Source organism: Pseudoflavonifractor phocaeensis (assembly GCF_021531815.1).
In the GTDB taxonomy this organism is placed as follows: Bacteria; Bacillota; Clostridia; order Oscillospirales; family Oscillospiraceae; genus Lawsonibacter; species Lawsonibacter phocaeensis_A.
The window spans coordinates 19,748-41,132 of the sequence record NZ_JADYUM010000013.1 but is presented as its reverse complement, the minus strand read 5'-3'; the positions used below and the strand labels follow the sequence as shown (position 1 = coordinate 41,132).

Sequence of the window (21,385 nt, the reverse complement as noted above, 5' to 3'; positions counted from 1 at the left end):
AAACCCTTATTTCAGCAGCTTGTGGACCTCGCTGCTGAACTGCTGGGCGGAGGCGTTGTCCCGCATGATCAGGATCCCCGTGTCATCCCCGGCCAGACTGCCCACCATTCCGCTGATGTTCATGCCGTCCAGGGCGGAACAGGCCGCGGAGGCCAGGCCGGGCATGGTCCGGACCACCACAATGTTCTGGGCCACATCCACCGAGGTGACCCCCTCTTTGAAGATGTTGCGCAGCCGCACATCGGCGCCGCCCACGGATTTCCGCTCCGTCAGGGTGTAGCGGTATCCGCCCCGGCCCGTCAGCTCCTTCACCAGCCGCAGCTCCTTGATGTCCCGGGAAATGGTGGCCTGGGTGGCGGTAAAGCCCCGGGAACGCAGTTCCTCCAGAAGCTGCTCCTGGGTCTCCACCTCCATGGTCTGGACAATGTTCATGATCTCTGCCTGACGGGTATTTTTCATGGGGTGAGCCCTCCTAACTTCTGATTGATGAGCTGGTAGAAGCTGCGCCGGGCCAGCTGGACCAGCTTGGTGGTGTAGGCGGACCGGCTGACCTCCACCCGGTCGCCCCCGGTCATACGGATGGCCTTGCCGCCGTCCACCGACAGGTAAAGATGCTTTCGGTTGCCCTTGGGCAGCCGAACGGTGACTACCCGGTCCTGGGAGAGGACCATGGCCCGGGCCGCCAGGCGGTGGGCGCACACAGGGGTCATGATGATGCACTGGGAGGTAGGCTCCACAATTGGCCCACCGGCGGACATGGAGTAGGCGGTGGAGCCGGTGGGGGTGGAGACGATGACCCCATCCCCGGAGATGGCGGTGACCAGGGTCTGGTCCGCCAGAACCTCCAACTCCGCCACCCTAGCCACGGAGCCCTTGGACAGCACCGCGTCGTTCAGCGCCAGGTCCTGGGTCACCAATTTATCGCCATGGTATACCCGGACGTCCAGCATCATCCGCTCCTCCACAGAAAACTCCCCTCGGGCCAAGGGAGCCAGCTGGGCCAATTCCCCCCGCTCCAGTTCGGCCATGAAGCCCACGCTGCCCATATTGACCCCCATCAGGGGGACGTTGTGGAGGGTGGCATCCCGGGCGGCGTGGAGGATGGTGCCGTCCCCTCCGAAGCAGATCAGCAGATCGGCCCCGGGCAGCTCCCGTTCCAGAACGGACAGCTGCAGCTGGCGGGGCAGATCCAGGCGGTCCCCCTTCTTGGGGGTGAAGGGCAGGCACAGCACCGTCTCGGCCCCCGCCTTTTCCAGGATGCGCTGAGCCTCCTGGGCCGCCCGGAGTCCCCGGTCCCGGTAGGGGTTGGAGCTGAGGATGATCTTCATACCTCCCCCTCCTTCCAGACGCTGTGGGACTCCTCCACCAGCGCCTTCAGGTCGCCCACGTAGGCGGGTCCCTCTCCGGCGCACAGGTAGCCCAGGTACTCAATATTACCCTCCGGGCCTTTAATGGGCGAAAAGGTAATATCCTTTACAGAAAATCCCGCCTGGGCCGTGTGGGCCAGGAAGTGCTCCAGCACCTCCAGGTGGACCGCCGGGTCCCGGACCACCCCGTTTTTGCCCACCTTTTCCCGGCCCGCCTCAAACTGGGGCTTGACCAGACAGACGCCCTCCCGCCCCTCTTTCATCAGAGGGCGCAGGGCGGGCAGGATCAGCTTCAGGGAAATAAAGGACACATCCACGGAGAAAAAGTCCAGCGGCTCCGGGATCTGCTCTTTTGTCAGGTAGCGGGCGTTGGTCCGTTCCATGCAGACCACCTGGGGATGGGTCCGCAGCCGCCAGTCCAACTGGTTGTAGCCCACATCCACGGCGTACACCTTCGCCGCCCCGTTCTGGAGCATGCAGTCGGTAAATCCCCCGGTGGAAGCCCCGATGTCGGCGCACACCGCCCCATCCAGAGTGATGGGCCAGCAGGCCATGGCCTTCTCCAGCTTCAATCCGCCCCGGCTCACATAGCGCAGCTGCTTGCCCCGGACTTCGATCTTGTCGTCCTCCTTGACAGGCGCGCCCGCTTTATCCACCTTCTGGCCGTTGACATAGACCTGTCCGGCCATAATGATGGCCTGGGCCTTCTGCCGGCTCTCCGCCAGGCCCTGCTCTGTCACCGCCACATCCAACCGTTTTTTAGCCACGGCCCAGCACCTCCATTGCCCTTCGGGCGATCCCCTCACCGTCCAGGCTCAATTCACGTTTCAGGCAGCGCAGCGCGCCGTGGGTCACGAACCGTCCGCCGCAGTTGAGCAGACAGACCTTCCCCGGCACCCCCGCCGACTCCAAAGCGGCGGCCAGCCGCTGGCCCACACAGCCCTCGGCCACACAGTCCTCCGCCACCAGCAGGGCGCCGGTCTGCTTCACTGAGTCCACCACCAGTTCCGGGACCAGGGGGGTGAGCTGGTTCAGCTTGACCACCTGGGCCTCCACGCCCTGCCGCGCCAGCAGTCCGGCGGCCTCCAGCAGGTCGTTGACCTCCATGCCGTAACCCGCCAGGGTGATGTCGCTCCCCCGGCGCAGCACCACAGCGGGCTCGTCGCCCCCGTCGGCGGTATAAGCGCCCTCGCCTCCCCGGGGGTAGCGGACCGCCACCGGACCGCTGATCCGGAGGACGGCACGCTCCAGCATATGCTCCAGCTCCGCGAAGCTGGCAGGCACCAGCACCGTCATGCCGGGGACGCTGTCCAGATAGGAGACGTCAAATACCCCATGGTGGGTTTCTCCGTCCTCCCCCACCAGTCCGGCCCGGTCCACCCCCAGCACCACATGGAGCCGGTCGATGGCCACGTCGTGGATGAGCATATCGTAGGCCCTCTGAAGAAAGGTGGAGTAGACGGCAAACACGGGAATGGCCCCTTGTTTCGCCATGCCCGCCGCCATGGAGACGGCACAGCCCTCGGCGATGCCCACGTCAAAGAAGCGGTCGGGACAGGCGGACTGGAAGTGCTCCAGCCCCGTCCCGGTGGTCATGGCCGCCGTAATGGCGCACACCCGGCCGTCCTCCCGGCCCAGCCGGGCCAGGGTCCGTCCGAAGACAGCGGAGAAGTTGTCTCCTCCCGCCTTCAGCGGCTTACCCGTCATAGGATCAAAGGGCGAGACGCCGTGGAAGGCGTCGGGATTCTCCTCGGCGGGTAGAAAGCCTTTTCCCTTTACAGTCTTGACGTGGAGCAGGACCGGCTCGTTCAGCTCCTTGGCGTACCGCAGGATCTTGGTCAGCTGAGGCAGATCGTGGCCATCCACTGGCCCCAGATAGTTGAAGCCCATGTTCTCAAACATGCTGCAGGGCAGCAGGCTCTGCTTCAGGGCCTGTTTGATCCGGTGGATCACCTTATAGACCTGCCGCCCCGGCCAGGTGGCGTTCATAAACTTCCGGTAGTTCTTCTTAAAGGTCAGGTACTGGGGCTTTAGCCGCTGCCGGGCCAGATGGTCGGCCACCGCCCCCACATTGGGGGTGATGGACATGCCGTTGTCGTTGAGGATGACCAGCAGCTGCTGGCCGCACTCCCCGGCGTTGGACAGGCCCTCATAGGCCAGTCCGCCGGTCAGCGCCCCGTCGCCGATGAGGGCAATGACCTTGTAGTCTTGTCCCATGGCCGTCCGCGCCCGGGCCATGCCCAGGGCCACCGCCACCGAGTTGGAGGCGTGTCCCGCGATGAAGGCATCGTGGACGCTCTCACTGGGCTTGGGGAAGCCGGCGATGCCGCCGTATTGGCGCAGGCTGGACATGGCCTCCCGCCGCCCGGTGAGGATCTTATGGGAGTAGCACTGGTGGCCTACGTCAAAGACCAGCCGGTCTGTCCGGGTGTCAAAGACCCGGTGGATGGCCACCGTCAGCTCCACCGCCCCCAGGTTGGAGGCCAGGTGTCCCCCGGTCTTGGCCACGTCCTCCACCAGCTCTTTCCGCAGGTCGGCGCAGAGGGCGGCGCCCTCCCGGTCCGTCAGCTGGGCCAGGAGAGGGGTATATTCTTGTTTCTCTTGATTGGTCAAATCTGTTTCCTCCCACTTCGGGGACTTTTATTTGGTCCGTCCGGCCATTTTATGGGCCAGCCAGATGTGGAACTCCGGCTGTTCAAAGCCCTCCAGGGCGTCGACCGCCTCCCGGGTCAGCTGCTCCACCAGGGCGGCGCAGCCCTCCAGACCCAGAGCGGTGACGAAGGTGCTCTTGCCGTTGACCTGGTCGGAGCCCACATTTTTCCCCAGTTCCTCGGCGGAGCTGGTCACATCCAGCATGTCGTCCCGGACCTGGAAGGCCCGGCCCAGAGCCTGGGCATAGCGGTCGATCTGCCGGAGCTTCCCCTCGTCCGCTCCGGCGGCGATGGCGCCCAGCCGGGCGGCGGCGGAGATCAGCGCCCCGGTCTTCAGGCTCTGGAGCAGCTCCAGCTCCTTCCGGGTCAGGGCGTGCCCCTCCCCCGCCATATCCAAGGCCTGTCCCCCCACCATACCGGCGGGGCCCGCGCACCGGGCCAGACAGGCTACCGCGGTCACCACCCGCTCGGCGGGCAGCTCCGCCCCGGCCAGCTGCTCAAAGGCGGCGGTCAGCAGACCGTCCCCTGCCAGAATGGCCGTGGCCTCCCCGTACACCACATGGTTGGTGGGCCGGCCCCGGCGCAGGTCGTCGTTGTCCATGGCGGGCAGGTCGTCGTGGATCAGGGAGTAGGTGTGGATCATCTCCACCCCGCAGGCAAAGGGCAGGGCGGCCTGGAGGCTGCCGCCGCACATGCGGCAGGTCTCCAGGGTGAGCACCGGGCGGATACGCTTGCCCCCGGCCAGAAGGGAATACTCCATGGCCTCCTGCAGGTCAGCGTAGTGGGTCTCTTTGGAAAAGATCTCCCCCAGCCGCTCCTCGATCATGGCCTGGTCCCGGGCCATCAACAGTGTAAAGTCTTTTTCCATGTCAGTTTTCTCCCTGGAATGGTTCTTCCACCGGCTGGCCGTCTTCCCCGGCGGTCAGCAGGGTCACCTTCTGCTCGGCCTGGTCCAGCTGGCTGGTACACTCCCGCAGCAGCTTGGCCCCCTCCTCAAACAGGGTCATGGCCTGCTCCAGAGGCGCGTCCCCCCGTTCTAGCAGGGAGACGATCTCCTCCAACCGGGCCATGGAGCCCTCAAAATCCATTTTTTTCTTCGTTGCCATGAAGATTCTCCTTTCGATCTCCACTGCGGAGCCCCAGGCTCCGTCCGCGCGCTATGTGCCGCTCTCCTCCGTCCGGCAGTTCAGCGTCCCGTCGGACAGCCGGAGGGTAAAGGGCTCACCGGGCGCGGCGTCCTTCACCGAGGAAAGGATCGTTCCGTTTTCCTTCCGGGCGATGGCGTAGCCCCGACCCAGCACCTTCAAGGGGCTCATGGCGTCCAGGACGGCGGCCAGCCGGGCCAGCCGCTCCTTCTGGGCCGAGACGGTCCGGTCCAGGCCGTGGACCAGGCGGCGGCTCTGGTAGTCCAGCAGCAGCCGCTTGTTCTGAAAATAGGCGGAGGGCTCCGTCATGGCGCGGCTCTTGGCCGCCCGGTCCAGCCGCTGGCGGCACTGGGACAGGCGGTACCCCATCCCGCCCCGCAGCCGCTCCCGGTCGTGGAGCAGGGCGCTCCACACCTCGTTCTGATCGGGCACCGCCAGCTCGGCGGCGTTGGAGGGGGTGGCCGCCCGCAAGTCGGCCACAAAATCGGCAATGGTCACATCCGGTTCGTGGCCCACGGCGGAAATGACGGGGATGTCCGAGTCGTAGATGGCCCGGGCCACGGTCTCCTCGTTGAAGGCCCACAGGTCCTCCATGGAGCCGCCGCCCCGGCCGGTGATGATCAGATCGGCCACCCGCTTCCAATTGGCCCAGCGGATGGCGGCGGCGATCTCCTCCGCCGCCCCCTCCCCCTGGACCCGGACGGGCAGCACCTTGATCTGTGCCATGGGCCACCGGGCCCCCAGGATACGCAGCATGTCCCGCACCGCCGCGCCGGCCGGCGAAGTCACCAGGGCGATGGTCCTGGGAAACCGGGGAATGGGCTTTTTGTGGCTCTGGTCAAACAGCCCCTCCCGGAGCAGCTTCTCCTTGAGCTGTTCAAAGGCCACATGCAGGTCTCCCGCCCCCTCGGGCGTCAGGCGGACACAGTACAGCTGGTACTGTCCGTCTCTGGGGAATACCGTCACCCGTCCGGCGGCGATGACCTGCATCCCGTTCTGGGGGCGGAACCGCAGAGAGGCGGCGTCTCCCCGGAACATGACGCACCGCAGGGCGCCCTCCCCGTCCTTCAGGGTAAAATAGTGGTGCCCCGAGGGGTACATCTTATAATTGGAGATCTCACCCCGGACCAGAAGGCCGGACAGCACCCGGTCCCGGTCCATAAAGCTCTTAATGTACTGCCCCACCTGGGCAGGGGTCAAAATGGATGGCTCTCCTCTCACCGTGCCCGCTCCCTCTCCAGGGCCCGCCAGGTCAGAATGGCGGTGCCCATGGCGTTGTCGGTAGCAAACCGGGGCTGGGCAAACACAGCGCCGCACTCCCCCGCCAGCACCTCTCGCAGCCGGGTGTTGGAGGCCACGCCGCCGGAACACAGCACCGGCAGGCCGGGCCAGCGCGCCTGGGCCTCCCTGGTGGCCCGAAGGACCACATCGGTCACGGTGTCCAAGGTGAACCGGGCGATATCGGCCGGAGCCTCCCCCGACTCCAGCAGGCCCTTCACCTTATTCTCCATCCCGGACAGGGAGAAGGTCAGGCCGTTCAGCTTGACCCGAAAGGCATGGCCGCTCTCCCCCTGGCCGTACAGGGCGTCCAGGGCCTTCCCCGCCGGGAACTGGAGCCCCAGCAGGACCCCGGTGCGGTCGATGAGCTGGCCGGCGGAGATGTCGCTGGTGCCCCCAACGATCTCCGCCTTCACGCTGGTCCCCTCAGGCTCCACCTTCAGCAGCTCGGTGGTCCCGCCGGACAGGTGCCAGGCCAGGAAGGGGACGTCCAGCAGGTCCAACTGTCCGGCGGACCAAGCCGCCGCCGCCAGGTGCCCCTGCTGGTGGGAATGGGCAAAAAAGGGCACTCCCAGGGTGTGAGCCAAGCTCTGTCCCTGGGAGGCGCCCGCCAAAAAGCATGGCATATAGGAGCCCTCCACCGCTCTGGGGCGGGTACTGGCTCCTACCGCGTCGATATTTTGAAGCAAGCCCGCCCGATCCAGGCGGTCAAACAGCTCCGGCAGCCGCTTCACATGCTGAAACAGGGCATCGCTCTGCCGCAGGCCCAGCTCACCGGGGCGCACCTCCAGCAGATGGCCCTCGTTTTGGCCCGTCCGGCCATCAAAGACTGCCACGGAGGTGGTATAGTTGCTGGTATCCAGACCCAGAACAGACATGGTCACTCCTCCGCCTGTTCCCCGCCGCCGGCAGTCTCCCCCTTCTCAGGCTTGGGGGGCGTGTCGGCGAACTCCGTCCGGACGAAGGTGCCCAGGATCCCATTGATGAAGGAGACCACTTCCTGAGACTCGTAGTTCTTGGCGATCTCCACCGCCTCATTGATGGCGGCGGCGTTGGGGATGTCCGGCATATACAGCACCTCGTACATGGCGGTGCGCATGATGGCCGCGGCCATGCGGGGGATCCGGGAGAAGGACCAGCCCACAGAGTAGCGGCTGATGTAGTCATCCAGCTCCGGACCGTGGGCAAAAACCCCCTGGACCAGCTCCTTGATGTAGGTCACCTGCTTCTCACCAGGGAAATGGGTGTACAGGGGCGACTCCTCCGCCAGCTCCGCGAAGCGCTCCGGGGTCAGCTGCCGCTCCAGCAGTTCTTCGGCACACTCATTGCCAAAACTCAAAGAAAAAACCAGTTGCACCGCGATCTCGCGGGCGTTGCTTCTTGTCATCGTTTGCTCCTCCCCATATTGCCGATCCCCAATCGTTCGGGCCTGTGCCCGGAACATGTCATGTCTGCTGTCAAGGATCGCTCCGGGTCCTGCCCCGGTTAGTTCAAAATCTTTTTTATTATAATGCGGGCAAAAGAAAGCTGCAAGCCTGAAAACGACGGTTCCTGCGGCCGGTCCATTCCGCCGGGAAAAGGCACGCATCCAAGCTCTACCCCAGAGGCCGCCTTTTCTCCTCTGAGGGTATTATAAACATAAATATACAAAAAAGAAACCCCTAATTTCCGGGGAAAATGAAAATAAATTCTCTCATCATCCAGGGCGGCTCCGGCAGCGCCCACAAAAAAGAAAGGGGACCATCCGGTCCCCTTTCTCTCGGGCAGATCACTTATAGAACTTATGTCCGCCGATCACGGCGATACACTCCTTGTTGCGCGCAGCCCAGCTGGCGGCGTTGGAATCAAAATAGAGGGCGCCCTTGCACGCCTCCACTTCGCCGCCGTCCAGCACCAGCTTGGCAGCAATGACGCTGGACTCATTGGGCGTCCGGTTGGCCAGCGCCCCGGACTTATAGGTGGAAAACTGGTTCTTCTGGGCCAGCACTTCCTTCACCGTGTTGGGGTAAATGGGGCTGGCCACCCGGTTCAACACCACGTTGCCCACCGCCATCTTGCCCTCCAGCGGCTGATTGCCGCTCTCGGCGAAGATGACCCGGGACAGCCAAAACAGAGCCTCCTGGTCGTAATAAGTGTCGCCGGACTGGATCCCGCCGCTCCCGCGTTTCACGCTGATGACACCGGTAGAGGCGTCCCAGCTCACGCTGGCGTCAAAGGCCTTGGCCACAGCCCACAGGGGCACGGTGACCTGTCCGTCCACCATCCGCACCTGACCGGGCAGGTACAGGTAGCGACCATTGGCCTCAAAATAGAGCTGGCCCACCTGGGCGGTGATCCGCACCTTGGCCGCGGTGACCGTCATGGTGCCGGACGCCCCGTCCCAGGCCGCCTGGGCGGTCTCATCCAGGGCCTTGGCCATGGCGGCCAGGGACACATGGGTCACATTATTCTCGAAAAACATGGAGATCTCTTCCGGAGCATCTTCTCCGTCGATCAGAAGTCCGCTCTCTTTCTCCTCTGCCAGCTCTAAGGGGCTGACGCCGGCAGCGGCGGGAACCGCCTGGCTGCTCGCCTGTTCCAGGGCCTGGGTATCGGCCTCAAGTGCCTGGCTGTCAGAGACAGCCGCACTCTCCTCCTCTGCCAAGATGGCCGCCTGCTGCTCGGGGGCAGTTCCGGCGCCCATCAGGAGGAGTAAGGCAAAGGCGCACAGCAGCGTGGATAACAGCTTGCGTATCATTGTCTACACTCCTATTGGAAACAAGTTTTGTCATAATTATGACAACCAAAAGCAACTTCCTGTTACTTTTGTTACCATATTGTAACCAATTTGAGCGCCCGATTCAAGGGCAATATTGCCTAGACTTCCCATGCCATTCTTGTTTAATTTGTCCGAATTGTTTAAGAATATCGCAATTTTTGAATAATTCAAACCATTTTAAACCTTTTGCGACAAAAACAGTTTCCAGCTGCGCTTCCGGCGCAGATTCCCTTCCACCTGCGCCGGACCGGACTATTTTTCCCGGAAACAACACGGAAATGAGCGCCGCCCCGGGACAGCCTGTCAACAGCTTCCGGGGCGGCATCTTCTTATTTGATCCGCAGGCGCTTCACCAGTTCCTCATCGGGGGTGACCCATGCGGTTTCATATGTGGTATAGACCACCATGCCCGGCCGGGCGCCGGCGGGCTTTTTCACATACTTGACGGGGGTGTAGTCCACAGGCACCTTGCTGGACTCCCGGCCCTGGGAGAACCATGCGGCCAGAACGGCGGCCTCGTTCAGGCTCTGGAGGTCAGGTTCTCCCCCTTCGGTCCACAGGATCACGTGGGAGCCGTGGATCTTCTGGGTGTGGAACCAAATGTCGCTCTTGAAGGCCTGCTTACAGGTAAGCAGATCGTTTTGGGTGTTGTTCTTGCCCACGGAGATGCGCAGCCCGGCGGTGGAGCGGAATTCCATGGGCTTGGAGGACACCCGACGCCCCCGGTCCTTGGCCTTGGACTGCCTGCGGAGGTAGCCGGTGTCGGTGAGCTCCTGGCGGATCTCCTGGAGGTCCCGTTCCCCCTCGGCCAGAGTGATATTCTCCAGGACGCTGTTCAGATAGTCCAGCTCCCGGCGGCCCTTCTCCAGCTGGATGGTGAGCATCTCCTCCGCCGTCTTGGCCTTGTTGTACTCCTTATAATACTTGGCCGCGTTCTGCTGGGGGGTGAGCAAAAAGTCCAGGGGGATGTCCACTTCCTTTCCCTCCGGGTCGTAGTAGTCCACCGTCCGCAGCACCTTCATCCCCTTCTCCATGGCATAGAGGTTGGAGGTGATGATGTCCCCGAACTGGCGCAGCCGCTCCCGGTCCCGGGTGGCCTCCAGCTCCCGTTCCTGGTTCCCGATCTTCCGGGCGGTGCGGTCCCGGGCGTTGGTGACCGAGCGGATCAGGTCCTGCCCCTTCTGGCGCACCCGTTCCAGGCTCTCCCGCTGCTCATAGAACCGGTCCAGCAGGGCCGAGAAGGTGGGATAAGTGGTGAGCGCCGCCCCGCCCTCATACTGCTCCACCGGCAGGAATGTGAAGTCCTTGGGGTGGTTCTCAATTATGATCAGAGTCGGTGCAAAGTGTTTTTCCCTTACAGCTGAAAAGAGCTCATCCAGTGCCTCTGCCAGCCGCGCGCGGCCCGCCGCCCCCAGTTCCTCCAGGGTCACGTCGGTCCGGCCTCCGGCCCGGTGGGCCATCTCCCGGCAGACCAGGGGCGACATGCCGCCGAAGCTGTCCAGCAGCCACTGGTCCGCCCGGTAATCCTCCGGGGCGGCCGCGAGGCGCTCCTCCCACTCCTCCCGGGAGAGGACGGTGGGGTCCCCCTTCTCCTGGGCGGGCGGCAGGCGGTAAAACAGCCCGGGCAGCACCTGCCGGCTGGCGGACATGTCTCCGTCCACTCGGCGCAGGCAGTCCACGATGCGCCCCTCCCCGTCCAGCAGGATCAGGTTGGCCCGGCGGCCCATGGCCTCCAGTACCAGGTGGCGCTCCACCCGGTCCCCCAGCTCATCCAGGGCCTCAAGTTTAAAGTCCACCACCCGTTCCAGGTGGGGCTGGACGATGTCCAGGATGCGGGCCCCGGCGAGGTGCTTGCGCAGCAGCATGCAGAACATGGGCGGCGTGTCCGGGTTCTCCCGGGACAGCTCTGTCAGTTGGGGCCGGGGATGGCTGGGGTTGGCAGACAGCAGCAGCTTTACGTTCCCTTTTGGGGCCCGCACCGCCAGCACCACCTCGTCCCGGCCGGGCTGGTAGATCTTGTCGATTTTTCCCCCCGCCAGAGCGGTATTCAATTCATGGACCAGCCCGGACAGGCACAGCGCATCCAAAGGCATTTTGATCACCTCAGTTCTCGAAAAATCCCGGTCACTCCCCCGCCATCATGGCGGAAAACAGCTGGTTGAGCCGGTCTGTCCGGCCCTGGAGGTAGAGCCACCCGAACAGGGCCTCCAGTCCGGTGGCCGTCTGATACTCCCCCCGGCTGGCCGCCTTGGGGACGGAATGGGGGGCGGTGTTGCGCCCCCTCCGGAACACATCGGCCTCCTCCGGGGTGAGCATGGCCTCGATGCGCCCAAAGCGCTGGGCCTGGGCCGGAGCGGCCACATAATGCACGGTGGCCCGGTGCAGGTCCTTGGCCTTGGCTTTGCCCTGAAGGCACAGCCAGGAGCGGACCATCACCTCGTACACGCTGTCGCCCAAATGGGCCAGGCCCAGGCTGGACAGGGCCAGAAGCTGGTCGCGCTCCATATTCAAATGAAAATAGTCTGTCATATCCTTCCCTCCAAGGGGTTTTTCAGTTGATGATACCACATTTCAACCCCGGTGGCAAGGGCGGCCCCCCCCTTCCCGGCGTTGACAATTTTTCCTCCAGAACATATAATAAATTAATTAATACATCAATCGATCTCCGGGAAGGAGGCCAACTATGGACATCCATGTGAACGACGTGTTAAAGATGAAAAAGCCCCACCCCTGCGGCAGTCAGGAGTGGCTCGTCCTGCGGGTGGGGATGGACTTCAAGCTGCGCTGCCAGGGCTGCGGCCATGAGGTGATGCTCCCCCGGAGCAAGGCGGAAAAGAATATCCGCAAGGTGTTCCGGGACGGGGAATCCGTGGAAGTATAAGCCCGGACCAAAACCAAGAAAGGAAACATGCCATGCGATACGACAGCGACCTATTATACCGCCCCCCGGGCGAGTGGAAGAGCTATCTGCTCCAGTGCACCATCGGCTGCTCCAACAACCAGTGCACCTTCTGCGGGATGTACAAGGAGAAAAAGTTCCGCATCCGTCCCACCGCCGAAATTCTGGAGGACATCGACATGGCCCGGGACTACTACGGCCCAGGGCTCCAGCGGGTCTTCCTCATGGACGGAGACGCCATCATCATCAAGACGGAGGAGCTGCTGAAGATCCTCCATAAACTGTACGACACCTTCCCCCGGCTGGAGAAGGTGACCCTCTATGCCGGGCCCCGCAGCACCCTGAGCAAGACCCCTAAGGAACTGCGCGCCCTCCGCGAGGCCGGCCTCTCCCGGGCCTATCTGGGTGTGGAGAGCGGCAGCGAGCAGGTGCTCCGGTTCATCCACAAGGGCTGCTCCGCTGAACAGATGCTCCAGGCGGGCAAAAATCTGGTGGAGGCGGGCATCGACCTGTGGGTCACCGTCATTCTGGGCATCACCGGCGCCAACAACGAGGGGGGCGATTGGAAGGAGCATATCCTCTCCACCGCCAAAATGATCAACGAAATGAAGCCCCGGCACCTGTCCGCCATGACCTTCGCCCCCGCCAAGGGGACGCCTCTGGGGGACGACGTGCTGGCCGGACGGTTCACCGTCTGCTCTCCCGACCACATTTTGGAGGAGTGCCGGATGCTCATTGAGCACCTGGACGTGGACCCCCTTCATTTCACCAGCAACCACGCCTCCAACTACCTTCCCCTCAAGGGCGGCCTGCCCGAGGACCGGGAGAAGTTCCTCTCCCTCATCGACCAGGCCCTGGCAGGCAAGATCCGCCTGAGAAAGACCCTGAACCGGGGGATCTGAATACCAAAAGCGGCTTCGTCTGACCGGCGGAGCCGCTTTTATGCCTTCTTCGAAAAAAATGTTTCCCTACCGTCTGGGTTTTTTCGACGCCTCTCCCCCATGTTTTCTCTTCTCCGCCCCGAACCGGGTCGAAACAAGGGATTCCCTGCGATATTTTCTTCTTTCCCTCCCGAAGGACATACTATATAATGTGTCCAAATTAAAATACAAACAAGGAGGGCACAATATCATGGAAATCGAGATCGCCGCCCGTCAGTGCGGGGACAGCCTGGGACGGCTCCGGCGGTTCCACTACTACCTGACGGTGGACCTGGTGGAGACGGACCGATTCTGCTGCGAGGACTACGGGGTGCGCATCACCGAGGAACACGGGGAATCCGCCGCCATCCCCTCCATCACCACCAGCGCCATGCGCATCGATGAACTGATGACCCTGCTGGTGGACCACCAGGTGGGTCCCGCCGGACTGGCCGACGTGGTGTCTGACTGGCTGTAAGCCGCGCGCGCAGACTGCGCAAGTCCCCTGCCATGCCAGAACAAAACGGCCGCCCAACGGGCGGCCGTCAGGCTGTCGAAAAATCCTTTTCGACAGCCTGAGCAAATTTGAAAACATCAAAAATGTTTCCAAATTTGTACTGATTGAAAAGAAAGGGAACCCTGACGGTTCCCTTTCAAACTATCCTTCCCTCCGAACCCTTGAAGAATCAGGGTTTACCGGCAAGCTGACGGCCGCCCAACGGGCGGCCGTTTCGCTTTCGGGGCGTGTTTCTGCCCGCAGCTCCAATCGCCGTACCGGCCGGCCGATGGGAGCATTATTTTTTCCTGTTGTCGATCTTCTGCATCAGGGCCACCAGCAGGGCGATGGCGCCCAACACCACAAAGATACCCGCCATACCCTGGCCCATCATATCCAGCGCCTGAGACACGTTTGTCATATTCATATTGGCCTCTCCTTTGCAAATCTCAAATCGGACCGGCCCCTGGGCTCAGCCGATCAGGTGGGTGGCGCAGTACTGGAGCACCACGCCGCCGGCGACCACGGACGCGATCTGGCCGGAAACATTGGCGGCCACCGCGTGCATCAGCAGATGGTTCTGAGGGTCGGCCTCCTGGCCCAGCTTCTCAATGACCCGGGAGGACATGGGGAAGGCGGAGATCCCTGCCGCCCCCACCATGGGGTTGATCTTGTTCTTGGGGGTAAAGAGGTTCAGCACCTTGACGAACAGCACACCCACCACCGAGTCCAGCACGAAGGCCACCAGGCCCAGGCCCATGATCATCAGCGTCTCGGGCCGGACGAACTCGTCCGCCTTCATGGAGAAGGAGATGGTGATGCCCAGCAGCAGGGTAATGAGGTTGGCCAGCTCATTCTGGGCGGTCTGGGACAGGGTGGTGAGGACGCCGCACTCCCGGATCAGGTTGCCGAACATCAGGAAGCCCACCAGAGCCACGGAGGAGGGCGCCACCAGGCCGGCGATGACCGAGACGATGATGGGGAACAGGATGCGCAGCCGGCGGGACACTCCCTGGGCCCGGTAGGGCATCCGCATGGCCCGGTCCTTCTGGGTGGTGACCAGCTTGATGGCGAAGGGCTGGATGATGGGCACCAGGGCCATATAGGAGTAGGCCGCCACAGCGATGGCCCCCACATAGTTGGAGTGCAGGGTCTTGGACACCAGGATGGAGGTGGGGCCGTCCGCCGCGCCGATGATGCCGATGGAGGCCGCGTCCTTCATGTCGAAGCCCAGGGCGGCGGCAATGAGGATGGTGAGGAAAATGCCGGCCTGGGCGGCGGCGCCGCACAGGAACAGCTTGGGGTTGGCCAACAGGGGACCGAAGTCGATCATGGCCCCGATGCCGATGAACAGGAGGATGGGCATGGCCTCGGAGGCCTCGATGCCCACCTCAAAGAGCCATTGGATGATGCCCGGGGTATTGCCCAGTCCCTCGCTGTACTGGTTGATCACGCCGGACAGGGGCAGGTTGACCAGAATGGCGCCGAAGCCCATGGGCATAAGCAAGGCCGGCTCAAACCCCTTCTCGATGGCCAGCCAGATCAGCAGGCCTCCCACCACGTACATGACCATCTGCTGCCAGGTGATGGATAACAGTCCTTCCCACAAAAATGCCATGTTTCCCAGCTTCCTTTCCAAACGATTGCAAAATTGCAATATAGTATCTGCGGGCGCACAGGTTTTTTCCGCCCTATCACGAAAAAAACCTGCGTTCCCTTCGGAACGCAGGTCTGGTCAATTAAGGCAAAGCCAGGACAGGGCTCATCAGGCCCGCCATGCTTGTTGACTCTGCCGCGCGCCGTGGGAGACGCGCCGACTACTCCCCTTTGTTATTGTAACCGGATGTTACCACACAGCCGGCGGCTTTGTCAAGCAGGCCGAGGCGATCTTTTCCATTTCTGAACATTTTCCCCGAAAAAAGCGGAAAATTTCCTGGGGGTTTATGCTCCTTTTCGACTTAAATGGAACGGACAGCCTCCTCAATGGCGTCCTCCTCCCCCTGCATGGCCTTCAGGGTCATGTCCAGCAGCTTGTCCAGCTCCCAGCCCAGGAGGGCCGCGCCGTCGGAGATGACCTCACGGGAGCAGCCGGCGGCAAACTTTTTATCCTTGAACTTCTTTTTCAGGGATTTCAGCTCCATGTCGGCCACGCTCTTGGAAGGGCGCATGAGGGCGGCGGCTCCGATCAGACCGGTGAGCTCGTCGGAGGCAAAGAGGGCCTTCTCCATCTCATGCTCCGGCTTGATGTCCACACAGATGCCCCAGCCGTGGCTGGCGGTGGCGCGGACGATGGACTCCTCCACTCCCGCCTGGCGCATCAGCTCCTGGGACTTTTTGCAGTGCTCCTCGGGCCACTGTTCAAAATCCAGGTCGTGGAGCAGGCCCACGACGGACCAAAACTCCTTATCCGCCCCGTATCCCAACTGGTCCGCGTACCAGCCCATCACATGCTCCACAGTGATGGCGTGGCGCAGGTGAAAGGTTTCCTTATTATACTGAGTCAGCAGGTCCCAGGCCTGCTGTCTGGTCATAGCCATAGAGGTATCCTCCCCGTTGCGTCGAAAATAGGAGACATCCGCCTCCCAAACAGAAACGGCTGTCTCCTATTTTTACCGCGTTCCGACCAATTTGTCAATAGGCCACCACGATACCGCCGTCATTGGCGTAGACCGTGGTAATGCCCCGGGCTTCCACCACAAGGATCTCCCCAGACTTACACTTGGCCTCTACCTGGGCCTTGACCTGAAAGGCCCGATCCAGACAGTTGCAGTGGCTGATGACCAGGGTGCGGCCCTCATGGTCAGGATCGGAGGCTATCTTTTCGATCATCTTCCCCAGGGCCTGCTTGACGGACAGGGCCTGGCCCAGCTTGGCGATCTCCCCCTCGGGAGTGGCGTGGCAGAGGAGTTTGATCTTCAGCGCGCCGGTGACGATGGCCTGCATCTTGGTCAGGCGGCCGTTTTTCCGCAGGTTCTCCAGGTTCTCCAGCACGAACAGGGTCTTCATCCGGTAGATGAACTGCTCCATCTCCCGGACCACATGCTTAAAGGGCATCCCGGACTGGGCCAGTTCCCGGATCTTCAGGGCGATCAGCACCTCTCCTGAGGCTGCGGAACAGGAGTTGAACACATGGACGTTTACCTGGGGGTCCTCCTCCTCCAGCAGGATGCGGGCCTGCTCGGCGCTGTTGTGGGAGCCGCTGAGCAATGCGGAGAGGGTGACCACATACACATCCTCCGCCCCGCAGCGGTAGGCGTCCAGATAGCTCTGGGGGGCGGGACAGGAGGTGGAAGGCGCCTCCTCGCTCTGCCGCATGGACCACAGCAGGTCCGCCTGGTCAAAGGTCCCGTCATCCACAAAGGTGCTGCCGTTGGAGCGGATGGTCAGGGGCACCTGGACAAAACAGGGGTCCTTCAGCATCTGCGCCGTCAGGTCGCAGCAGCTGTCCACCACAATTTTAAAACTCATGTGTTTCATCTCCAAACATGGTTTTGAAAATCAGATTGTTGCAACTAGTTTACCACATTTTTCGCCATATGTAAAGAGGAACGGCCGATTCCCATGGGATGAGTTTCATAAACCGGGATTGAAGCCAGGCTTCCCCACAGGGGGAAGCCTTCTGGGATGCCCAGTTTGCCGGCGCGGCGGGCTCACTCCTCCCCCGCCTCCTGCTCCAGCTCCTTCAGCAGCTTTTGATCCGCCTTGGAGGACAGGTCCAGCTTCGCGTACAGGTCGGGGCGGCGCTGGCGGGTGCGCAGGATAGACTGCTTCCGCCGCCATTTCTCCACGTTGGCGTGGTGGCCGGACAGGAGGATGGGGGGCACCGCCCGGCCGTGCCACACCTCCGGCCGGGAGTACTGGGGGGCCTCCAGCATGCCGTTCCAGTGGCTCTCATTTTCATAGCAGGAGGGGTCGGACAGCACCCCGGGGACCAGGCGGCACACCGCGTCGGCCACCGCCATGGCGGGGATCTCCCCCCCGGTCATGACAAAGTCCCCGATGGAGATCTCCTCGTCCACACACTCCTCGATGAAGCGCTCGTCGATGCCCTCATAGTGGCCGCAGACCAGGATGATCCGGTCGTAGTCCTCCTTCAGCCGCCGGGCGTCCGCCTGGCAGAAGGTCTTGCCCGCCGGGGACATGTAGATGGTGTGGAGCCGCTCCCCCGCCTCGTCGCAGATGTGCTTCCAGCACTGGTAGAGCGGGTCGGCCTGCATCACCGCCCCCCGGCCGCCGCCGTAGGGATAGTCGTCCACCTGCTTCTGCTTGTTCAGGGTGTAGTCCCGGATCTGGTGGCACTCGATGCGGATGTAGCCCCGCTCCTGTCCCCGGCCCAGGACGGACTCACACAACATATCCCCCACCACGTCGGGGAACAGAGTCATAATATCGATACGGTACATGGTCGGACTCTCTCCTGTTTCGATTTGTCATTCATCCTGACACCAGCCGCCGGCCGGTGCAGCAGATAGTATTATACGGTATGCCGGACCGTTTTTCAACGGCCTTTTCCGGAAATCCGCTCTTTGGGGCCGCAGTTAAAAAATGTGTATCCCCCTATCTTTTTTGCGGAAAATATGATATGCTGTTCCACGATAAAATTCCACAGCCCGAAAGTGAGGTCTTTACCATGTATTGTGTACGAAAGGTGACCGACGATCTGGTCTGGATCGGCGCCAACGACCGCCAGCACGCCTACTTTGAGGCCACCCATCCCGTCCCCCGTGGGATGTCCTTCAACTCCTATCTGCTGCTGGACGAAAAGACCGTCCTGTTCGACACGGTGGACCGGGCGGTTCAGACCCAATTCTTCGAGAACCTGGAATACGCCCTGGACGGCCGGAAGCTGGACTACGTCTTTGTCCACCACATGGAGCCCGACCACGCCGCCACCCTGGGCGACCTGATGATCCGCCACCCCGAGGCAACCATCGTGTGCAACGGCAAGGCCGTGAACATGATCCGCCAGTTCCACTGCACCGATCCCAAGGGCGCCATTCTGGTCAAGGAGGGCGACGTCATTGACACGGGCCGCCACCACTTCACCTTTGTCAACGCCCCCATGGTCCACTGGCCCGAGGTCATGGTCAGCTACGACTCCACCGACAAGATCCTGTTCTCCGCCGACGCCTTCGGCACCTTCGGCGCCCTGAACGGCGTGCTGTTTGCCGACGAGGTGGACTTTGACCACGACTGGCTGGACGAGGCCCGGCGCTACTACACCAACATCGTGGGCAAATACGGCCCCCAGGTGTCTGCTCTGCTGCAGAAAGCCGCCGGGCTGGACATCCGGATGATCTGCCCCCTCCATGGTCCGGTGTGGCGCAAGGACCTGGACTACATCATCGGCAAATACGCCAAGTGGGCCGCCTACGAGCCCGAGGTCCAGGGCGTGCTGATCCCCTTCGCCTCTGTCTACGGCGGCACCGAAACCGCCGCCAACATCCTGGCCTGCCGGCTGGCCGAGCTGGGCATCCCCGTGGAGATGTACGACGTGTCCATCACCCACTACTCCTATGTGCTGTCTGAGACCTTCAAATACAGCCACATCGTCTTCGCCTCCACCACCTATAACAACGGCATTTTCGTCACCATGGAGAATCTGCTCCGGGACGTGGCCCACCATAACCTCCAGAACCGCACCGTCGCCCTGATCCAGAACGGCTCCTGGGCCCCCGCCAGCGGCAAGCTGATGGCACAGATCCTGGGCGAGCTGAAGAACACTCAGATCCTGGAGGCCCCCGTGACCCTGAAATCCGCCCTGGCCCCCGGCCAGGAGGCGGAGCTGGAGGCCCTGGCCCAGACTCTGGCCGCCTCGGTCAAGGGCGAGGCCCCCGCCCAGCCCCAGGAAGCGGCCCCGGCGGCCAAGCCCCGCGGCTTCGTCTGCAAGATCTGCGGCTTTATCTATGAATCCGATACCCTGCCCGCCGACTTCACCTGCCCCATCTGCCGCCGCCCCGCCAGCGATTTCGAGCCTCTGGCCTAAGGGCAAGACATTTTATCAGACAATAAATAAAAAGGAGGAACCTATCATGAAGTATGTTTGCGACCTGTGTGGCTTTATCTATGACGAGGCCAAGGAAGGCCCCATGCCGGACGATTACGTCTGCCCCCTGTGCGGCGCGGACAAGACCCATTTTGAAAAGGATGAGGGCTGAGTCCGTTCTCCGTGCCGCGCTTCGTTTCTGAAAACGAATTTTTCGTTTTTTAACTTGCATTTTTGCGACTTTTACGGTTGACATTCCCCTGTTTTCGACGTATACTTGTGAAACAAGAAGGCGAGGACGCTGTTGGCGTCCCCGCCTTCTGTTTATTTTATCCAATCCCAACGGATAGAATAAAGGAGCCACACAAGGGGGAGTTTTTATGGAAGAATTGGTCCGGCACAGTGACCAGATCAACAAACAGCTGGCCCGGTACGGCGTCAAGTTCGGACTGTACAAAAACGGGGTCTTCAACGAGCGCCTGTTTCCCTTCGACGCCATCCCGCGCATCATTTCAGCCCAGGACTTTCAGCGCCTGGAGAAAGGACTTCGCCAGCGGGTCACCGCCCTGAACCTGTATTTGAAGGACATTTACTCCGAGGCGAAGATCGTCCGGGACGGCGTGGTCCCCGCCGATTTTGTCTATTCCTCCTCAGGCTATCTGACCCCCTGCGAGGGTATCACCCCGCCCAAGGGGATCTACAGCCACATTTCCGGCATCGACCTGGTCCAGGCCGAGGACGACTGGTACATCCTGGAGGACAACCTGCGCATTCCCTCCGGCGCCTCCTATCCCCTGATCGCCCGTGACCTGTGCCGCAAGTCATCCCCCATCACCTTTCAGACCAACAAGTTGGTGGACAACCGGAACTACGGAGAGATGCTCCGGAGCGTCATGGACCATGTGAACTGCGGCGGCATCAACGTGGTCTTTACCCCTGGCCGGTACAACGCCGCCTACTTTGAGCACTCCTATCTGGCCGAGCGCACCGACTCCGTGCTGGTGGAGAGCCGGGACCTGTATGTGGAGAACGACGTGCTCTGGTACCAGGGGATGGACCAGACCTACCGGGTCGGCGCCCTGTACCGCCGGATCAGCGACGAGTACCTGGACCCGGTCACCTTCCTGCCCGAGTCCCTCATCGGCATCCCCAACCTGATGGCCGCCTACCGGGCGGGCAACGTGGCCATCATCAATGCCCCGGGTAACGGCGCCGCCGACGACAAGGGCATTTACTACTTCGTCCCCAAGATGATCCGCTACTATCTGGGAGAGGAGCCCATTCTTCACAACGCCCCCACCTACCTGCCCTTCTACGAGGAGGACCGGAAGTATGTGCTGGAGCACCTGGACCGGCTGGTCATCAAGGACGTGGCTGAGGCGGGAGGATACGGCGTGGTCTTCGGCAGGGACCTGACCAAGCAGCAACTGGCGGACTTCGCGGAAACCATCAAGGCCGAGCCCCGCCGCTTCATCGCCCAGGAGGTCATCAATTTCCTGGACCTGCCCATCATGGTACACCCCCGGCGTCACCGGAGTCAACACCACCGCCGCCCAGGCCTTCTCCATGGCCCGGGGGGTCTGTCAGGACGAGAGCCACATCCTCATCGCCCTGTGCCGCATGGCAGGCATCCCCGCCCGGTACATCTGCGGCCTCACCGTGGGCGAGGGCGCCACCCACGCCTGGGTGGAGGTCTGGTCCGAGGGCTGCTGGTACGGCCTGGACCCCACCCGGAACAAGCGGGTGGACGAGACCTACCTGGTGCTGGCCATCGGGCGGGACTACTACGACTGTCCCGTGGAACGGGGCGTACTCATGGGCAGCGGCGCCCAGCAGCAGTCGGTCTATATGCGGGTGTCGGAACAATAAAATTACCCCACAGGAG

The 21,385-nt window shown here is 62.3% G+C and carries 23 protein-coding genes and 1 pseudogene; 7 read left to right on the top strand and 17 right to left on the bottom strand.

Annotated elements, in window-relative coordinates:
* Window positions 1-6 precede the first annotated feature (6 nt).
* From I6E42_RS09130 to I6E42_RS09075, 12 genes are all read right to left on the bottom strand, one after another.
* Window positions 7-459, bottom strand: a complete 453-nt coding sequence (locus tag I6E42_RS09130) for an arginine repressor (RefSeq protein WP_235371612.1) — start codon at window positions 457-459, stop codon at window positions 7-9.
* The gene (locus I6E42_RS09125) at window positions 456-1,328 is read right to left on the bottom strand and encodes an NAD(+)/NADH kinase (RefSeq protein WP_235371611.1); all 873 of its coding nucleotides are present in this window, start codon (window positions 1,326-1,328) and stop codon (window positions 456-458) included. The genes I6E42_RS09130 and I6E42_RS09125 overlap by 4 nt, the downstream gene beginning before the upstream one ends.
* A complete protein-coding gene (locus I6E42_RS09120) occupies window positions 1,325-2,134 on the bottom strand; it encodes a TlyA family RNA methyltransferase (RefSeq protein ID WP_235371610.1) in 810 nt (269 codons plus the stop codon). Before I6E42_RS09120 ends, I6E42_RS09125 begins: the two co-directional genes overlap by 4 nt.
* Window positions 2,127-3,980: a 1-deoxy-D-xylulose-5-phosphate synthase gene (gene dxs, locus I6E42_RS09115; RefSeq protein ID WP_235371609.1), complete on the bottom strand. Its 1,854-nt coding sequence runs from the start codon at window positions 3,978-3,980 to the stop codon at window positions 2,127-2,129. The genes I6E42_RS09120 and dxs overlap by 8 nt, the downstream gene beginning before the upstream one ends.
* A gap of 27 nt (window positions 3,981-4,007) precedes the next feature.
* A complete protein-coding gene (locus tag I6E42_RS09110) occupies window positions 4,008-4,886 on the bottom strand; it encodes a polyprenyl synthetase family protein (protein WP_235371608.1) in 879 nt (292 codons plus the stop codon).
* Between the two features lies 1 nt (window position 4,887).
* The gene (locus I6E42_RS09105) at window positions 4,888-5,124 is read right to left on the bottom strand and encodes an exodeoxyribonuclease VII small subunit (protein WP_235371607.1); all 237 of its coding nucleotides are present in this window, start codon (window positions 5,122-5,124) and stop codon (window positions 4,888-4,890) included.
* Window positions 5,125-5,175: 51 nt separating this feature from the next.
* Window positions 5,176-6,363, bottom strand: a complete 1,188-nt coding sequence (gene xseA / locus I6E42_RS09100; RefSeq protein ID WP_235371606.1) for an exodeoxyribonuclease VII large subunit — start codon at window positions 6,361-6,363, stop codon at window positions 5,176-5,178.
* Window positions 6,364-6,380: 17 nt separating this feature from the next.
* The gene (locus I6E42_RS09095; RefSeq protein WP_235371605.1) at window positions 6,381-7,319 is read right to left on the bottom strand and encodes a tRNA (adenosine(37)-N6)-threonylcarbamoyltransferase complex transferase subunit TsaD; all 939 of its coding nucleotides are present in this window, start codon (window positions 7,317-7,319) and stop codon (window positions 6,381-6,383) included.
* Between the two features lie 2 nt (window positions 7,320-7,321).
* A complete protein-coding gene (nusB, locus tag I6E42_RS09090; protein ID WP_235371604.1) occupies window positions 7,322-7,828 on the bottom strand; it encodes a transcription antitermination factor NusB in 507 nt (168 codons plus the stop codon).
* 381 nt (window positions 7,829-8,209) lie between these two features.
* On the bottom strand, window positions 8,210-9,178 hold the full coding sequence (locus tag I6E42_RS09085; RefSeq protein WP_235371603.1) for a cell wall hydrolase: 969 nt from the start codon (window positions 9,176-9,178) through the stop codon (window positions 8,210-8,212).
* A gap of 350 nt (window positions 9,179-9,528) precedes the next feature.
* Window positions 9,529-11,292: an Rqc2 family fibronectin-binding protein gene (locus tag I6E42_RS09080; RefSeq protein WP_235371602.1), complete on the bottom strand. Its 1,764-nt coding sequence runs from the start codon at window positions 11,290-11,292 to the stop codon at window positions 9,529-9,531.
* Between the two features lie 31 nt (window positions 11,293-11,323).
* Window positions 11,324-11,728 carry a Mini-ribonuclease 3 gene (locus I6E42_RS09075; protein ID WP_235371601.1) on the bottom strand — a complete coding sequence of 135 codons (405 nt, stop codon included), beginning with the start codon at window positions 11,726-11,728 and terminating at the stop codon, window positions 11,324-11,326.
* Window positions 11,729-11,882: 154 nt separating this feature from the next.
* Between I6E42_RS09075 and I6E42_RS09070 the strand changes: the two genes are divergently transcribed.
* The 3 genes from I6E42_RS09070 (at window position 11,883) to I6E42_RS09060 (ending at window position 13,496) form a co-directional block, all read left to right on the top strand.
* Window positions 11,883-12,080: a DUF951 domain-containing protein gene (locus I6E42_RS09070; protein ID WP_235371600.1), complete on the top strand. Its 198-nt coding sequence runs from the start codon at window positions 11,883-11,885 to the stop codon at window positions 12,078-12,080.
* Window positions 12,081-12,112: 32 nt separating this feature from the next.
* Complete coding sequence (locus tag I6E42_RS09065) at window positions 12,113-13,000, top strand: B12-binding domain-containing radical SAM protein (protein WP_235371599.1); 888 nt, start codon at window positions 12,113-12,115, stop codon at window positions 12,998-13,000.
* A gap of 229 nt (window positions 13,001-13,229) precedes the next feature.
* Window positions 13,230-13,496: a DUF6514 family protein gene (locus I6E42_RS09060; protein ID WP_235371598.1), complete on the top strand. Its 267-nt coding sequence runs from the start codon at window positions 13,230-13,232 to the stop codon at window positions 13,494-13,496.
* A 316-nt stretch (window positions 13,497-13,812) separates the two neighbouring features.
* Here the strand turns inward: I6E42_RS09060 and I6E42_RS12765 are convergent, their stop codons facing one another.
* The 5 genes from I6E42_RS12765 to trmD form a co-directional block, all read right to left on the bottom strand.
* On the bottom strand, window positions 13,813-13,941 hold the full coding sequence (locus I6E42_RS12765; RefSeq protein WP_268841953.1) for an OadG-related small transporter subunit: 129 nt from the start codon (window positions 13,939-13,941) through the stop codon (window positions 13,813-13,815).
* 45 nt (window positions 13,942-13,986) lie between these two features.
* Window positions 13,987-15,132, bottom strand: a complete 1,146-nt coding sequence (locus tag I6E42_RS09055) for a sodium ion-translocating decarboxylase subunit beta (RefSeq protein ID WP_235371597.1) — start codon at window positions 15,130-15,132, stop codon at window positions 13,987-13,989.
* 340 nt (window positions 15,133-15,472) lie between these two features.
* Window positions 15,473-16,051 (bottom strand): HDIG domain-containing metalloprotein, encoded by a 579-nt coding sequence (locus tag I6E42_RS09050; protein WP_235371596.1) that lies wholly within the window; start codon window positions 16,049-16,051, stop codon window positions 15,473-15,475.
* Between the two features lie 94 nt (window positions 16,052-16,145).
* Window positions 16,146-16,982: a DegV family protein gene (locus I6E42_RS09045; RefSeq protein WP_235371595.1), complete on the bottom strand. Its 837-nt coding sequence runs from the start codon at window positions 16,980-16,982 to the stop codon at window positions 16,146-16,148.
* A 182-nt stretch (window positions 16,983-17,164) separates the two neighbouring features.
* Window positions 17,165-17,917: a tRNA (guanosine(37)-N1)-methyltransferase TrmD gene (trmD, locus tag I6E42_RS09040; RefSeq protein ID WP_235371594.1), complete on the bottom strand. Its 753-nt coding sequence runs from the start codon at window positions 17,915-17,917 to the stop codon at window positions 17,165-17,167.
* A gap of 227 nt (window positions 17,918-18,144) precedes the next feature.
* Here trmD and I6E42_RS09035 point away from each other — a divergent pair, with 227 nt between their 5' ends.
* The 4 genes and pseudogenes from I6E42_RS09035 (at window position 18,145) to I6E42_RS12915 (ending at window position 21,369) form a co-directional block, all read left to right on the top strand.
* The gene (locus tag I6E42_RS09035; RefSeq protein WP_235371593.1) at window positions 18,145-19,500 is read left to right on the top strand and encodes an oxygen-binding di-iron domain-containing protein; all 1,356 of its coding nucleotides are present in this window, start codon (window positions 18,145-18,147) and stop codon (window positions 19,498-19,500) included.
* A gap of 43 nt (window positions 19,501-19,543) precedes the next feature.
* Window positions 19,544-19,672, top strand: coding sequence for a rubredoxin (locus I6E42_RS09030; protein WP_235371643.1), 129 nt, complete (start codon window positions 19,544-19,546; stop codon window positions 19,670-19,672).
* Between the two features lie 208 nt (window positions 19,673-19,880).
* A pseudogene (locus I6E42_RS09025) lies at window positions 19,881-20,972 on the top strand (circularly permuted type 2 ATP-grasp protein); the annotation flags it as partial.
* Window positions 20,973-21,066: 94 nt separating this feature from the next.
* Window positions 21,067-21,369 (top strand): transglutaminase-like domain-containing protein, encoded by a 303-nt coding sequence (locus tag I6E42_RS12915; protein WP_412761298.1) that lies wholly within the window; start codon window positions 21,067-21,069, stop codon window positions 21,367-21,369.
* Window positions 21,370-21,385 lie beyond the last annotated feature (16 nt).

What these genes read in the sequence shown, in the direction of transcription:
- I6E42_RS09130 (WP_235371612.1), bottom strand. Translation starts at nt 459, where the DNA reads ATGAAAAATACCCGTCAGGCAGAGATCATGAACATTGTCCAGACCATG.
- I6E42_RS09125 (WP_235371611.1), bottom strand. Translation starts at nt 1,328, where the DNA reads ATGAAGATCATCCTCAGCTCCAACCCCTACCGGGACCGGGGACTCCGG.
- I6E42_RS09110 (WP_235371608.1), bottom strand. Translation starts at nt 4,886, where the DNA reads ATGGAAAAAGACTTTACACTGTTGATGGCCCGGGACCAGGCCATGATC.
- I6E42_RS09105 (WP_235371607.1), bottom strand. Translation starts at nt 5,124, where the DNA reads ATGGCAACGAAGAAAAAAATGGATTTTGAGGGCTCCATGGCCCGGTTG.
- I6E42_RS09095 (WP_235371605.1), bottom strand. Translation starts at nt 7,319, where the DNA reads ATGTCTGTTCTGGGTCTGGATACCAGCAACTATACCACCTCCGTGGCA.
- nusB (WP_235371604.1), bottom strand. Translation starts at nt 7,828, where the DNA reads ATGACAAGAAGCAACGCCCGCGAGATCGCGGTGCAACTGGTTTTTTCT.
- I6E42_RS09085 (WP_235371603.1), bottom strand. Translation starts at nt 9,178, where the DNA reads ATGATACGCAAGCTGTTATCCACGCTGCTGTGCGCCTTTGCCTTACTC.
- I6E42_RS09080 (WP_235371602.1), bottom strand. Translation starts at nt 11,292, where the DNA reads ATGCCTTTGGATGCGCTGTGCCTGTCCGGGCTGGTCCATGAATTGAAT.
- I6E42_RS09075 (WP_235371601.1), bottom strand. Translation starts at nt 11,728, where the DNA reads ATGACAGACTATTTTCATTTGAATATGGAGCGCGACCAGCTTCTGGCC.
- I6E42_RS09070 (WP_235371600.1), top strand. Translation starts at nt 11,883, where the DNA reads ATGGACATCCATGTGAACGACGTGTTAAAGATGAAAAAGCCCCACCCC.
- I6E42_RS09065 (WP_235371599.1), top strand. Translation starts at nt 12,113, where the DNA reads ATGCGATACGACAGCGACCTATTATACCGCCCCCCGGGCGAGTGGAAG.
- I6E42_RS09060 (WP_235371598.1), top strand. Translation starts at nt 13,230, where the DNA reads ATGGAAATCGAGATCGCCGCCCGTCAGTGCGGGGACAGCCTGGGACGG.
- I6E42_RS12765 (WP_268841953.1), bottom strand. Translation starts at nt 13,941, where the DNA reads ATGAATATGACAAACGTGTCTCAGGCGCTGGATATGATGGGCCAGGGT.
- I6E42_RS09055 (WP_235371597.1), bottom strand. Translation starts at nt 15,132, where the DNA reads ATGGCATTTTTGTGGGAAGGACTGTTATCCATCACCTGGCAGCAGATG.
- I6E42_RS09050 (WP_235371596.1), bottom strand. Translation starts at nt 16,051, where the DNA reads ATGGCTATGACCAGACAGCAGGCCTGGGACCTGCTGACTCAGTATAAT.
- I6E42_RS09045 (WP_235371595.1), bottom strand. Translation starts at nt 16,982, where the DNA reads ATGAGTTTTAAAATTGTGGTGGACAGCTGCTGCGACCTGACGGCGCAG.
- trmD (WP_235371594.1), bottom strand. Translation starts at nt 17,917, where the DNA reads ATGTACCGTATCGATATTATGACTCTGTTCCCCGACGTGGTGGGGGAT.
- I6E42_RS09035 (WP_235371593.1), top strand. Translation starts at nt 18,145, where the DNA reads ATGTATTGTGTACGAAAGGTGACCGACGATCTGGTCTGGATCGGCGCC.
- I6E42_RS12915 (WP_412761298.1), top strand. Translation starts at nt 21,067, where the DNA reads ATGGCCCGGGGGGTCTGTCAGGACGAGAGCCACATCCTCATCGCCCTG.